The organism is Paenibacillus sp. PSB04 (assembly GCF_025809195.1).
GTDB classification, from domain to species: domain Bacteria; phylum Bacillota; class Bacilli; order Paenibacillales; family Paenibacillaceae; genus Paenibacillus_AQ; species Paenibacillus_AQ favisporus.
In genome coordinates, this window is sequence record NZ_CP081301.1 from 2,056,129 (window position 1) to 2,068,379 (window position 12,251).

Annotated in this window: 13 protein-coding genes and 1 riboswitch; of the genes, 5 read left to right on the forward strand and 8 right to left on the reverse strand. The window is 55.4% G+C overall.

All coding sequences use genetic code 11. The features are described from left to right. Positions 1–132: 132 nt before the first annotated feature. The 3 genes from K2F33_RS09745 to K2F33_RS09755 all read right to left on the reverse strand — a co-directional run bounded on the left by K2F33_RS09745 (position 133) and on the right by K2F33_RS09755 (position 3,749). A complete protein-coding gene (locus K2F33_RS09745; protein ID WP_076172861.1) occupies positions 133–873 on the reverse strand; it encodes a GTP pyrophosphokinase in 741 nt (246 codons plus the stop codon). A gap of 245 nt (positions 874–1,118) precedes the next feature. Then, entirely contained in the window at positions 1,119–1,487 is a 369-nt protein-coding gene (locus K2F33_RS09750; protein ID WP_089549100.1) for a hypothetical protein, read from the reverse strand. Between the two features lie 135 nt (positions 1,488–1,622). Next, positions 1,623–3,749: an ATP-dependent helicase gene (locus K2F33_RS09755; RefSeq protein ID WP_263881544.1), complete on the reverse strand. Its 2,127-nt coding sequence runs from the start codon at positions 3,747–3,749 to the stop codon at positions 1,623–1,625. 304 nt (positions 3,750–4,053) lie between these two features. On the opposite strand from K2F33_RS09755, the gene K2F33_RS09760 reads away from it, so the two are divergent. Beyond that, a complete protein-coding gene (locus tag K2F33_RS09760) occupies positions 4,054–4,854 on the forward strand; it encodes a zinc ribbon domain-containing protein (protein ID WP_076172864.1) in 801 nt (266 codons plus the stop codon). 86 nt (positions 4,855–4,940) lie between these two features. Beyond that, positions 4,941–5,801 carry a TrmB family transcriptional regulator gene (locus tag K2F33_RS09765; protein ID WP_089549098.1) on the forward strand — a complete coding sequence of 287 codons (861 nt, stop codon included), beginning with the start codon at positions 4,941–4,943 and terminating at the stop codon, positions 5,799–5,801. A 138-nt stretch (positions 5,802–5,939) separates the two neighbouring features. Here the strand turns inward: K2F33_RS09765 and K2F33_RS09770 are convergent, their stop codons facing one another. Next, positions 5,940–6,575 carry an NUDIX hydrolase gene (locus K2F33_RS09770; protein ID WP_200633172.1) on the reverse strand — a complete coding sequence of 212 codons (636 nt, stop codon included), beginning with the start codon at positions 6,573–6,575 and terminating at the stop codon, positions 5,940–5,942. Positions 6,576–6,708: 133 nt separating this feature from the next. Here K2F33_RS09770 and K2F33_RS09775 point away from each other — a divergent pair, with 133 nt between their 5' ends. Further along, complete coding sequence (locus K2F33_RS09775; protein WP_076172867.1) at positions 6,709–7,014, forward strand: hypothetical protein; 306 nt, start codon at positions 6,709–6,711, stop codon at positions 7,012–7,014. Between the two features lie 128 nt (positions 7,015–7,142). Here the strand turns inward: K2F33_RS09775 and mscL are convergent, their stop codons facing one another. Then, positions 7,143–7,634, reverse strand: a complete 492-nt coding sequence (gene mscL, locus K2F33_RS09780) for a large conductance mechanosensitive channel protein MscL (protein ID WP_212969767.1) — start codon at positions 7,632–7,634, stop codon at positions 7,143–7,145. 170 nt (positions 7,635–7,804) lie between these two features. Next, a riboswitch (purine riboswitch) is annotated at positions 7,805–7,904 on the forward strand. Positions 7,905–8,031: 127 nt separating this feature from the next. Between mscL and K2F33_RS09785 the strand changes: the two genes are divergently transcribed. Both K2F33_RS09785 and K2F33_RS09790 read left to right on the forward strand, forming a co-directional pair. Continuing rightward, complete coding sequence (locus K2F33_RS09785; protein ID WP_263881545.1) at positions 8,032–8,610, forward strand: xanthine phosphoribosyltransferase; 579 nt, start codon at positions 8,032–8,034, stop codon at positions 8,608–8,610. Between the two features lie 38 nt (positions 8,611–8,648). After that, on the forward strand, positions 8,649–10,007 hold the full coding sequence (locus K2F33_RS09790) for a nucleobase:cation symporter-2 family protein (RefSeq protein WP_263881546.1): 1,359 nt from the start codon (positions 8,649–8,651) through the stop codon (positions 10,005–10,007). Positions 10,008–10,164: 157 nt separating this feature from the next. Here K2F33_RS09790 and K2F33_RS09795 read toward each other — a convergent pair whose 3' ends face one another. The 3 genes from K2F33_RS09795 to K2F33_RS09805 form a co-directional block, all read right to left on the reverse strand. Beyond that, the gene (locus K2F33_RS09795; RefSeq protein WP_076172872.1) at positions 10,165–10,503 is read right to left on the reverse strand and encodes a DUF4870 domain-containing protein; all 339 of its coding nucleotides are present in this window, start codon (positions 10,501–10,503) and stop codon (positions 10,165–10,167) included. A 170-nt stretch (positions 10,504–10,673) separates the two neighbouring features. After that, on the reverse strand, positions 10,674–10,967 hold the full coding sequence (locus K2F33_RS09800) for a transposase (RefSeq protein WP_076172873.1): 294 nt from the start codon (positions 10,965–10,967) through the stop codon (positions 10,674–10,676). A gap of 94 nt (positions 10,968–11,061) precedes the next feature. After that, positions 11,062–12,081 (reverse strand): serine hydrolase domain-containing protein, encoded by a 1,020-nt coding sequence (locus K2F33_RS09805; protein WP_263881547.1) that lies wholly within the window; start codon positions 12,079–12,081, stop codon positions 11,062–11,064. Positions 12,082–12,251: the final 170 nt, after the last annotated feature.

A 12,251-nucleotide genomic window follows, 5' to 3' on the forward strand; every position in this document is an offset into this window, starting at 1 on the left:
CGTTCCATCTAGCTATACTACGCCAAAAAGCCGTCTCCCTAGTTAGGGGACGGCTTATTTTCATTATTCAATCGTTATATAACTCGATCCATGGCCGCTGGTCTTATTCGCAACCTCAAATTTCACCCGGCATTAGCTTTCTCCCTCGTGCATTTCATGCAGGGCTCCCTCGATCAAATCGCCGTTCTCCGCAAGAATCTCCTGGCGGAGCCGGAGCATCTGGTGATCCAGCTTGTCGGCGGCCAGGGAAGCTTCTTTCAGTTCGGCCACCACATGAGGCGGAACCTGCTTGTCATATTTGTAGAAAATAATATGCTCCATGCTCGCCCAGAAATCCATGGCCAAGGTCCGCATCTGGATTTCAACCTTCATCCATCGGGTGCCTTCGATCAGAATCAGCGGCACGGCCACGATGACGTGCAGGCTCTGGTAGCCGTTCGGCTTCGGATGGGCGATATAATCCTTAACCTCGATCAGCCGGATGTCGTCGCGGTGGGTTAAATGGTCAAGCAGCCGGTAAATGTCCTGGACAAACGCGCAGACGATCCGCATGCCGGCGATATCGTGGATATGATTCAGGATATTATCCATCGTCAGCTCATATCCTTTGCGCTCCATTTTGTTCATGATGCTCTTGGGTTCCTTGATCCGGACCTTGATATGTTCGATGGGGCTGTAACCGTCCTGCAGCTTCAGTTCGGTCTTGATCAGCTTGATTTTGCTCTGAAGCTCCTCCAGGGCCAGTTTGTACAGCATCGGAAGCTTCTTCCACTCTTCAAATTGACGGAGCAGGTTGTTATCTATATCGAGCTGATGGAGGTCTTTCAACGTTACGGGACTTACGACGAGCTGTTGGTTCTGCTGTTCGTTCATGCCAATCTCCTACCTATCTGCAAATTGGGTTGCTGTATAGAATGAATGAAAGAAATGGCTGCTTTAGTTCATTCTATTTATGTATACATTTTACCTGAAAATAGGAGGGTGAAGCAAAGCAAGACGGCAATGCAGCAATTCTGTAAAGGCCGCAAAAGCCCCTGCCATCCGCCCGAATTCCATGTACCGGGGTACCGGAAAGTCAGGCGGGGCAAGGGCCGGGAAGGGATATAGGGATCATCCCTTTATTTGTTCAGAGGAGATCCTTCATACCCTTCATCGTGGTAATCGGTATGCTGCATTTTACCTAAAATATTCATATCCTCGATCGTGCGCCGCGTTTTTTCGTCCCCGATCTCATGCAGATAAGCATACACGGCGATCAGTCTATCGTTATACTCATCAGCCGCATCATCATGGTCGGCCGATTTATACGGAACAAAGGTGCGCTTGAACGCATACTCGTCTTCCTTGGTGAGATCCTCCAGCAGATCCCGCAGCTTTGACACTTCCGTCTCGGTCATCAGGACCTCATACTCGGCGGAGTCATTGGGCACATCTTGAATCAGCTGATGGCTCACAGAAATATAGTAACGCTTCTTATCGGTATCCATAAGGCAGATTCCTCCCTTATCCATGGCATCCGCGCATCCCGTGTATTGGCAAGTCCCGGTGGATGCTCCGGACAGGCATGAACGCTTTTACTGCTTTTTTACACGGGACCGGCCGGTTTGAATCAGGAAAACACCTCAGCGTTTGGGTGAAACGGGCTTGGGCGAGTCCGGATGGGGCAGGATGCCGAAAGCTTCATGCAAAAAGCGGGAAGGCGCCGACGGCTTGCCGTGGTAGTACGCGGGCGAGCTGATATACAGCCTCTCCTTGGCCCGCGTGACCGCGACATAAGCGAGCCGCCGTTCCTCCTCCAGCGCCGCGGCCGCCAGCTGCTGCTCGTCCGTCAGCGCTTGCCCGGCTTTGATATCGGCCGGAGGCTGCTTCTTCAAGGCGGAGCTGTGCGGCAGAATCCCTTCGCTGGCGCCGATCCAATACACCTGACGGAACTCCAGCCCCTTGGCCCGGTGGATCGTCATGAGCTGAACGGCGCTGCCGATGCGTTCCTCCCGGGCCGCCTCCATCTGCGCATGGCGGGCCGTCAGCTCGTCCGCATAAGCCACGAACTCCTCAATGGTATCAAAGCGTCCCGCCGCGCTCTCGAACTCCTCCAGCGTATCGCTCACCATCTCTTTATACTGGGTATAAATTAGAGGATCGCCTGCCTGAAGGTACTTGTCGTAGAACTGTCTGCGCATTTCCTGAATGGCATAAGCCGGTTTGAGGGATTTCAGCGACTTGATGAACCGGATCCGCTCCTTGACCGCCTCCTGCTGAAAAGACTGAAGCCGTTCCCACCGGGCGAGATGGATGAGCGGATACTTTTTGGCCTGGAGCTTCTCCTGCTGCCGGATATAAGCCATACCGTCCTCTTTCGGTACATACAACGGGCCTAGCACGCTCTGCAGCGATTCCTTCCGCCGGGGCGTCAGGCTCAGCCGCAGGTGATCCATCAGCGGTTTGATCAAGGTCTGGTCGTAGAACACCGGTGCGCTGCCGAACTGGACAAAAGGAATCCCGCACAGCAGCAGCTGCTCCAGTACGGCACGGCTGCTGTCGGACGTCCGGTGCAAAATGGCGATATCGCCATAGTCCAGCCCGTCCCGGCCGACATGCTCCTGGATATGCTGAACGACCCAGCGGGCCTCTTCATCCGGGGTTGCGGGGGTCAAGTACGCGGGCTTGAAGCCGCGTGCTCCTGCTGCGAGCAGCTCCTTGGGCCGGCGCTGCCGGTTATGCCGGACGAGGGCGCTCCCCAAGCCGAGAATCCGGCTGTCGCTCCGGTAATTGATGTTGAGATTCACGACTTTGGTGCCCGGATAGACGCGGTCGAACTCAAGGATCGATTCCTGCCGGGCTCCGTTAAACGAATAAATGGTCTGGTCATCGTCCCCGACGACCGCCAAATTGTGCCGGGGCTCGGCCAGCCGCCGGACCAGGTCGTACTGGATCGCGTTGGTATCCTGAAATTCGTCGACCATCAAATAATGAAAGCGGTCCTGCAGCCGTTTCAGCGTAGCCGGGTTGTCGAGCAGCTTACGGGCATGCAGGAGGATGTCGTCAAAATCCCACTGGTTCCGCTGTGCCTTCCAATCTTCATAACCGAGCAGAATGCGTTTGACGGCGGATTCTTCTTTGGTTGCCTCAGGCAGGTCAGCCGGCCACATGCCCTGCATTTTCCAGGCGGACAGTGCCGCGAGCAGCGTCTCGGGCTGATAGGATCCGGTGTGATCCAGGCGGCGCAAAATCATTTTCATGATGGTATGCTGGGCCGTGAATTCGCCAAAAATTTGCTCGGTATATCCGTGCTGGCGTAGCAGCAGCAGTCCGAAGGAATGGAACGTCCTCGCTTCTACGGCACGCGCCGCGGCTGCGGAAATGCCGGGCATGCGTCCGATTCTTTCCTTGATCTCCTTGGCGGCCTTGCTCGTAAAAGTGACCAGCAAAATCCGGGAACCCGGAATGCCGCGGACCGCGATCAGGTAAGCCGTACGGGCGGCCAGAACGGTCGTTTTGCCGCAGCCGGCACCCGCCAGGGCCAGCATTGGCCCGTCGCCGTGGCGTACGGCATCGATCTGCGGCGCGTTCAACAGGATGCCCATCCGCTCCAGTTCGCGAAAGAAAAACGCGTCCGCGTCGCCTGCGCCCACCAGCTCCCGGCTGGTGGAGAGGGACGCGGGGCGTGCCTGGGGAACCGGAGAGGAAGAGGGCACCTTCGCAGGCACGCTATGTATCGAAACATTCAGATGTATGGGGGGCTGAGCCATCGATAGGACCTCCTTTTATGGCTGTAAGGGATTGCCTTTTTCACAAGTGCACTGTAAATTTGGTATGATATATGCACATCCGGAAAGGATGCGCCTGCAGCCGCTCGATTCCAAGCTCCCGGATTCAAGGCCGTTTGACGGCAGGCCCGGATTTCACAGGAAAGCTCCGGCATGGTATCTTGGTAATAGGCAGCCCGGGCAGCGGCCTGGGCAGATGATATGGGCTCAAGGGCACAGATTACTATTGTAAATGATCATTTGGAATGAATAAATGGGATGACATGGAAACTGGAGGAGAGAACTCATGAACATTATTCAGCGCCTCAAAGAAGGGGCTAACCGCGCAACGGAAAAAGCTCAGGGAACGCTGGAGGTCAGCAAGCTGAACAGCCAGATTGCCGACATCGAACGGGAAATGGGCATTCACTACAGAGAGATGGGAAAAGTGTTCTACGAAGGCTACCGCATTGGCGATATGAGCAAGGCTGAGAAGGAAATGGTCGACCTGTGCAAATCCTGCGACCTGCTTCAGGAAGAAATCGATGAGCTGCGTACCCGGATTGCCGAGCTGAAAAACGAGCGGCTGTGCAAATGCGGATACGTCGCCACGCTGGATGCCAACTTCTGTCCGTCCTGCGGAAGAAAGCTGGCGGATGATGGGGTGAAGCCGAGCGAGCCCGCCAAACCGGTCGGTTTTGCTTTTGATGAAGAAGCGATTTTCGGGAGCAAGGCCCAAGATGAGCCAACCTACCGGGAAGAACCGGAGGAGCGGGAATATTCCGGCCAGCAGGAAGCCGCAGCCGCGGTGGAACAGGACTATGATTATGAGTTTCCGATGAGGGAAGCGTGGGATGATCTTGACCTTACCGACGAAAATGATCCGGAAGCGGAGCGGGAGCGGCGCCAGGCCGAGGAGCTCGAACGCGAGCGGGAACGCCAGCTGGAGCTGGACCGCCGCATCCGCTATTGGAAGGAAAACAGCGGAGATGACGATACGGGGGCGCGTGAAGAAGGTCCGCGCGATACGGTCAAATGCCAGATTTGCCGTGCAGACCTGCCTAAGGGCTCGAAGTGGTGCCCGAGATGCGGTGCGGAACAGATTTAGGTGTACGAGAAACAAACACGATTACGCTTAATAGAAGCTTTTTTGGCGGGCAGCGGTTTTAGGCAGCTTTGAGAGGACAAAACGTAATGGAACAACTGCTACATCATCTGCGGAATCTGGGATTCACGGAGATGGAAGCGAAAATAATGGTGGAGCTGGCGGGCAAGGGCCCGTCCTCCGGATATGAGGTGGCCAAGGGGCTGGGCGTGTCCCGTTCCAATGTGTACTCCACGCTGCAGCGGTTATGCCAGCAGGGATATCTGCACCGCAGCGAAGGGGATCCGGTCCGCTACAGCATGCTGAAGACGGAGGAGCTCACCCGGATGATCGCCGGGCAGATGAAGGAATCGCTTTCGTTCATCGAGAACCGGATGCCGCGGGTGGAGCCGGATCAGCAGCCCTTCTATAACGTGGAAGGGGACCGGAACGTTATGGAGGCGCTGGCCCGAGAGCTTGAGCGGGCGGAGCACGAAATCGTCGTCGACGTTTGGCGCGAGGAAGCGGCTTTGATGCGCAGCGAGCTGGAGCAGGCCGAGCAGCGGGGGGTGAAGCTGCTCTGGTCCTGTATCGGCAGCGATACGGGCATGGAGCGGCTGCTTCCCTGGCCGGCGTGGAATCAGGACGCAGGGGACCGGCATGCATTAAAAGGCCGCAAGTTCTCCTTCGTCATTGACCGCCGCTGGTGCATGCTGGGCATGCGCGGGGAGGACTGCGCGACGCAGGCGCTGGTCACCGAGCATCCTGTGATGGTGGAGCTGCTGCTGCATCATTTTACACAGGAAATGGTGCTCTACGAGGTGGAGCAGGACTTGGGCGGCGAGCTGGCGGAGCGGTACGGTCCGGCTTACGAGCGGATCTACCGCAAGTACGTGGAAGTCGATCCACGCGAGGCTGACTCGGAAGTCATCGGGGATTTTGACGGTACTGAGGATTCGGAGGAAGTATAAAACACGAAAACGGGTACCGTTGAGACGGGGCCCGTTTTGTCTTATGAAGTCCAGCGTTAGATCGTTCATCGTATGAACGATTTTCTGCGACGGAGCGGCCGCAACGAGGTTTCGGGGTTTGGGGATGTGCTAATCCCGTTACAGTTCGCGCAGCTTCATAAAAACCGTGTGATAATAATCACTGTTATGCGGTACAAATTGCTGTAAGCTCACCGTACAGGCAAAGGTTTCGGCGTCGGAAGCAGGCCGCGGTTCCGAAAGGATGCCGGTTGCCTGCATCTCCCCGATCTCGCCATTCGCCAGTTTGAGGGCATCGTCCAGGCCGGCTTCGTAGAGACCAGTCAGTTCCTCGGCCTGAAGCCGGTAGGCGGCTAACGGCAGATCCAGTTTGGCGCCGAAGATGAAGCATCTCTCCCTGTCGATAAAAGCTTTTCCCCCGGCTGTCCCCCGATTCTCATAATCGGCGGTTCCGAGCGGGATCAGCTGGTCCAGGCTGACGGTCACGCCGAGTTCTTCCTCGAGCTCCCGGACGGCATCGGCGACGGTTTCTCCAGCCGCCAGATGTCCGGCTGCGGTAATATCGTAATAACCCGGGAAGGTGTCTTTGGACGTCTGGCGCTTCTGGAATAGAACCTTGCGTCCATCCGGCGTATCGCGCACGATCCAGCAGTGGAACGTATGGTGGAGATAACCCTTGGCATGAACCTCTTCGCGCGGAGCGGTGCCGATCCATTCGTGGTCGTCGTTATAAATGTCGAAGAACTCTTTCTTCATGTGGCGAAAACCTCCATTCATATTTTTGAATTATGTAGGATTACCGGAAAAGTAGCAAGACTGGAGAAGGCTGCTGAAAATAAGCTTTTAAGTATAGCGTTTTGATCATGAACAGAGAAGGGAGGAAGCATTGATGGAATGCATCGTACGGTTTGAGGTCAAATATCCGGAAGGGAACAAGCAGCTGCGAGGCTTGATCTGGACGGGGGAGGACGGACACCCCACCGAAGATCAGCTTATTCAGATGTTTAAGGACATGAAATATAACGTGAGGGCATCCGAACGGGAGCAGCTGCAATTTGTTCCGCTCGACCCGGGTGCGGGGTATACGTCGATTCGGATCACGGAGCTGGACACCGGAAAAGAGAAGTACACGGAAGACCGTGATTTGAAAAACGTCATCAGCACGCTGATGCCAAAAGGACCGCTCGGCCTCTGATTCCGGAAGTGAATTCCGAAAGGGGCTGGCGGTCTTTTTATAGAAAAATATAACACCTGCAAACCATCAGGAGAGCAAGCTCTCCATCAAGTCCGCTCGGTCTCGGTCTGTCTACCTGCTGGGCCCCCTCAAGCCTGCTGCGGCTCGGGATCGGTATCCAACACAGAGGTGCAGTGCGCACAGCGTGTAGCTGCTGCAGGAATTTCCGACAGGCAGTACGGGCACTCTTTGGTCGTTTTCTCCGGCTCGGGTTTTTCATGCTCCCGGTTTTTGATCCAGTTGATGCCCTTAACGAGCAGAAAAATACAGAACGAGATAATCAGAAAATCGATCACCGTGTTCAGAAACTGCCCGTAAGCAATGACGGGTGCTCCGACCTCTTTTGCTTCCGCTAGTGTGGTGACCTTGCTGCCGTCCTTCAAGGTTTTTCCGGTCAGGCGGATAATGAGATCGGAGAAGTTCACACCGCCAAGAAGCACCCCGATCGGCGGCATAATAATGTCGCTCACAATCGAGGAGACGATTTTCCCGAACGCTCCCCCTATGATGACCCCGACGGCCAGATCGATCACGTTGCCGCGTACTGCAAATTCTTTAAACTCATGAATAAATCCTTTCATTTCACCAAACCTCCTGAGTGTCATGCATCTATTCTAGCAGATTTTCTATAGGGCATTGTAACATTGAAACTGGTATTTGTTTCTGAAATGTTTTCAAATTGTCCATCAAATACCTCTTTATTTTTCAGCCCATTATGCGTTATACTTCATGCATTGTCATTTCATCAGTCTATACATGAATATAGGTTTCTCGTATATGTGCAGGAATCGGCCTGCATGTCTCTACCCGATCACCGGAATGATCGGACTACGGGATGAACGATATGTTTCGGGCGCTTGTCCGGAATGTTTGAGTTTGTCCTGAGTCCGTCTGTTTCCGCCGATCAAGGCAGGGGAAGAGACGGGCTTTTTTTGTATTTTTACAGAGGAATGGAACGTCATCAAAGGGGGAAGCAAGTTGCAATTACTTAAGCAGAAAGTGCTGGATGAAGGGATCGTGCTCAGCAATCAGGTGCTGAAGGTGGATTCGTTCCTAAACCATCAGATGGATCCTGTTCTGATGAAGGAAGTCGGCCGCGAGTTTACGCGCCGGTTTGCCGGGGAGGCCGTGAACCGGGTGCTTACGATCGAATCGTCCGGGATTGCCCCCGGAATTATGACCGCCTTGGAGCTGGAAGTGCCGATGATCTTTGCAAGAAAGCAGAAGTCATTGACGCTTCGTGACGATATTTTCGTGGAAAAAGTATACTCCTTCACCAAGCAGGAAACGAACGAAATTACGGTGGCCAAAAAGTTCATCCAGCCGGGGGACCGGGTGCTGATCATCGACGACTTTCTGGCGAACGGCGAAGCGGCCTTTGGACTGGCCCGGATCGTGGAGCAGGCGGGCGCGGCCGTTGCCGGAATCGGCATCGTGATCGAGAAGGCGTTCCAGCCTGGCGGGCGGCTCCTGAAGGAAGCCGGCTACCGCGTCGAGTCGCTGGTCCGCGTGGCAGCGCTGGATGACGGCAAAGTGACTTTTGCAGATCAAGACTAGCTCATTTATAAACAATACACGGGAGGAATGAAACCGGCATGGAACAGAATCATCAGGCTGACACGACTCAATTTTCAGGCAAACGCCATCCGCTTAAAACCTTTTCGCTCGGGATTCAGCATGTGCTTGCGATGTACGCCGGTGCAGTCCTCGTACCCCTAATTGTAGGAGGAGCCCTGGACTTTACGACCGAACAGTTAACCTACCTGATCTCGATCGACCTGCTGGCCTGCGGCGTGGCTACACTGCTTCAGGTATGGGGCAACCGTTTCTTCGGCATCGGGCTGCCGGTCATGCTGGGCTGTGCGTTCCAGGCGGTATCGCCGATGATCGCCATCGGTCTCAAGGACGGGGTCTCGGCCATTTACGGCGCGATCATCGCGTCGGGGATTTTCGTTGTTCTGTTCTCAGGGATATTCGGCAAGCTGATCAAGCTGTTCCCGCCGGTGGTCACCGGCTCGGTTGTCACGATTATCGGGGTGACGCTCATCCCGGTCGCGCTGAACGATCTGGGCGGCGGCCAGGGAGCCGACGATTTCGGCAGTCCGCTGAATTTGTGCCTCGGCTTCGGCGTATTGATCTTTATCATTTTAATGAACCGTTTTGCTACCGGATTTCTGCGTTCCATCTCGGTGCTGATCGGCCTGATCGCCGGAACGGCCGCCGCGGCAATTTTCGGCCATGTAGATTTGGGCCCGCTGAAGGAAGCCGGCTGGTTCCATGCAGTCAAGCCGTTTAACTTTGGAACGCCGACGTTCCATGCCTCCTCGATCCTGACCATGATTCTGGTGGCGATCGTCAGCGTGGCGGAGTCCACGGGCGTCTTTATGGCGCTCGGCAAAATTGTCGATAAAGACATTTCCTCCAAAGACCTGGCCCGCGGGTACCGCGCCGAAGGCTTGGCGATCGTGCTCGGCGGTATTTTCAATTCCTTCCCCTACACCACGTACTCGCAAAACGTCGGTCTGGTTCAAATGAGCCGCGTCAAAACGCGCGATGTCATCGTCGTGGCCGGCGGTCTGCTGATCGTGATCGGGTTTGTGCCGAAAATTGCGGCGCTGACCCAGCTGGTGCCGACATCCGTGCTCGGCGGGGCGATGGTCGCCCTGTTCGGGATGGTCGTCTCCTCCGGCATTCGCATGCTGGGCGGGCAGGTTGACCTGAACCGCTTTGAAAATCTGTTCGTCATTGCCTGCTCCGTCGGTATGGGGCTGGGTGTCAGCGTGGTGCCGGATCTGTTCAAGGCTATTCCGGAAGATCTCCGCATCCTCGTGGATAACGGCATCGTGGCCGGCAGCGTGACGGCGATTGTTCTGAATTTGATGTTCAACGGTTTTAAAGGCGGGGTCTCCTCAGCGGAAAAGGGAGAAGCCGCCCCGAATGAGCATGCCGCCTAATTCCTCTAAATAAAATAGAAGTTCAAAAGGCCCGCCCCGTGTTCTTACGGGGCGGGCCTTTGATTGTGCGTCGATAGACTGTTTTGTTTTAGATATCAGAAAATATAAGCTTCGGAGAATGGTCTTCCTGATAGGGCTAGCATAGCAAAGGGGCATATTACAGGTGCCGCAGCTGCTTTTCCGCGATGTCGCCGATCCAGGGGAGTTTCAGCCATTTTCCCTGCAGGGAGGTAAACAGCATGACCACCCACACGACGAGCGTCAGAATGGACAGCAGGGCGGCAATAACCGGGCCGATCAGCGGGATCAGTCCGGACAGAATGTGGGCGATCATAATCGCGCCAAAAGTCAGAACGGACTGTAAGGCATGAAAGAGGACGAAACGGCTGCGCTTCTCAACGGCAAGGAAGACGATGCCTCCGACAAAAGCGAACAGGTAGCAGAGCGTGGCGGCCATATTTTCCGGCAGACCGGTGGATGATTTGAAAGGGGACAAGATAGACCACTCCTTCTATACGGCAGGATTGTCTTCTATCATATGAACCCCGGAGACAAGTTATGAGCAGTGAAAAAGGCACCCGGCCGCCTGGGTTCAGGTAGCAGGATGCCCTTAGTGATCCACTCTGTCCATTAATAAAAGAGAGCATTAAGCGAGTGGTGTTGCTCTCACGCCTGGCCTCCGTGGCCGCCTTGGCCGAACTGTCGCCGCGGGCCGACGATTTTCTCGCGTTTGTTGGTGTCATTTTCTTTGGGAACCAGGCGCGGGTCCGTACGGCCCTCATGATGGTTATCGAATGTAAATTCGCTCAGCTTCCACTCCGTCGAGCCCAAAATCAGGTCAGCCGGGAACTCGTCGCCCCGGTGAAGCACTTCCTCTCTGCCCGCTTCGTTGGTATATACGCCGTCGACCTCAACCTTATCGTGGGAAATCGGCAGCATGCGTTTATCTTCATTAGTCATGACAAGTCCTCCTTCGTTCCATAGGAAATCCTTCAACGAACTGATTCTCATTTAAGTTACCCGGACCGGGAGCGGATTATCCCGCCGGGCCTAATCATTCCATGCTGCCGAGAATATGCTGCTGAAGGAGGGACCGCGGGTTTCTCCAGCGGCTGACCTTGCTGTCCGCAGTGAACACCACTACCGCATCCAGTTCTGGAAAAAGGTAAATTTGCTGCCCGCCATGACCATGGGCACAGCTGAACGGCTGACCGCACATCCGGCCTGTCCACCACTGATATCCGTAGTCGCCAAAGGCGGGGTAACCGTCGAGCTGCCGGGTCAGCGCCTGTTCAAGCCATGCTTCGGGAATGACCGGGCGGTTCTGCCACAGGCCTTTATTCAGGCAGCACAGACCGAACTTGGCCATGTCACGGGCGGTCAGATACAAGCCGATATGGCCCATCGTATGGGCTTCGGGGCTGGAAGACCAGGCAGCATACTCGATCTCGAGCGGACCGAACAGATGCTGGCGGGCGTAGCTGTATGCGTCCGTGCCGCAGCATTCCGAGATCAGCACCGAGATCAAGTGCGAATCGATGCTTCTATATTGGAAGACGCCGGCCATATGCGCATCTACCGGCAGCGAGAGGGCGAATGATGCCCAGGCACGGCTGCGGTGAAATCGGTGGATCAACGGTTCGCCGAGCGTTTTGCCCGTCTGCCAGCGGAACCCCGTCGACATTGTAAGCAGGCGCCGAAGCGTCAGCACCTCCTCTAAGAGTGGGTCGGTCATTTTCCGCGCATAATCCCGTAGATAAGGCATCAGCGGTTCGTCCAGGCTGGGAAACTCTCGTCTGCTCACGGCAATCCCTGCGAGGGTGGACGTGAAGCTCTTTGTTGCTGAGCGGAGATCATGCAGGGTGCCGGGTCCGGCTTCATTATAGTACCGCTCATAAACAAGCCTGCCGTGCCTGACGACGAGAAAGCTGCGCATTTTCGGATAACGCCTCAAGATCTGGGCGTGTGCCTCTTCAAGCGGTTCAGGCCTGACGTCTTCCTGCTCCGGCGAGGAGGTGGGGAAGGCAGGCGTGTGAAGCGGCCGGGAGGATAGCAGCAGAACGGGACGATTCATTGGGACCGGCTCCTCTCTTCTGGAACGTTCTCCGGTACGGGCGATGGTTGACCGGTATCATTAACTTAACCCGAAATGCCGATATCCAAATAAACGGGCAGTCTGGAAAGTGCTTTAATCCGGCAGGACTGCACTCGAAAAAAAGTAATTCCTTACATTTTTTTGGAAAG

Bases quoted from the DNA above. Each gene is read 5' to 3' on its own strand.
- K2F33_RS09745 (WP_076172861.1), bottom strand. From the start codon at position 873: ATGAACGAACAGCAGAACCAACAGCTCGTCGTAAGTCCCGTAACGTTG.
- K2F33_RS09750 (WP_089549100.1), bottom strand. From the start codon at position 1,487: ATGGATACCGATAAGAAGCGTTACTATATTTCTGTGAGCCATCAGCTG.
- K2F33_RS09755 (WP_263881544.1), bottom strand. From the start codon at position 3,749: ATGGCTCAGCCCCCCATACATCTGAATGTTTCGATACATAGCGTGCCT.
- K2F33_RS09760 (WP_076172864.1), top strand. From the start codon at position 4,054: ATGAACATTATTCAGCGCCTCAAAGAAGGGGCTAACCGCGCAACGGAA.
- K2F33_RS09765 (WP_089549098.1), top strand. From the start codon at position 4,941: ATGGAACAACTGCTACATCATCTGCGGAATCTGGGATTCACGGAGATG.
- K2F33_RS09770 (WP_200633172.1), bottom strand. From the start codon at position 6,575: ATGAAGAAAGAGTTCTTCGACATTTATAACGACGACCACGAATGGATC.
- K2F33_RS09775 (WP_076172867.1), top strand. From the start codon at position 6,709: ATGGAATGCATCGTACGGTTTGAGGTCAAATATCCGGAAGGGAACAAG.
- mscL (WP_212969767.1), bottom strand. From the start codon at position 7,634: ATGAAAGGATTTATTCATGAGTTTAAAGAATTTGCAGTACGCGGCAAC.
- K2F33_RS09790 (WP_263881546.1), top strand. From the start codon at position 8,649: ATGGAACAGAATCATCAGGCTGACACGACTCAATTTTCAGGCAAACGC.
- K2F33_RS09800 (WP_076172873.1), bottom strand. From the start codon at position 10,967: ATGACTAATGAAGATAAACGCATGCTGCCGATTTCCCACGATAAGGTT.
- K2F33_RS09805 (WP_263881547.1), bottom strand. From the start codon at position 12,081: ATGAATCGTCCCGTTCTGCTGCTATCCTCCCGGCCGCTTCACACGCCT.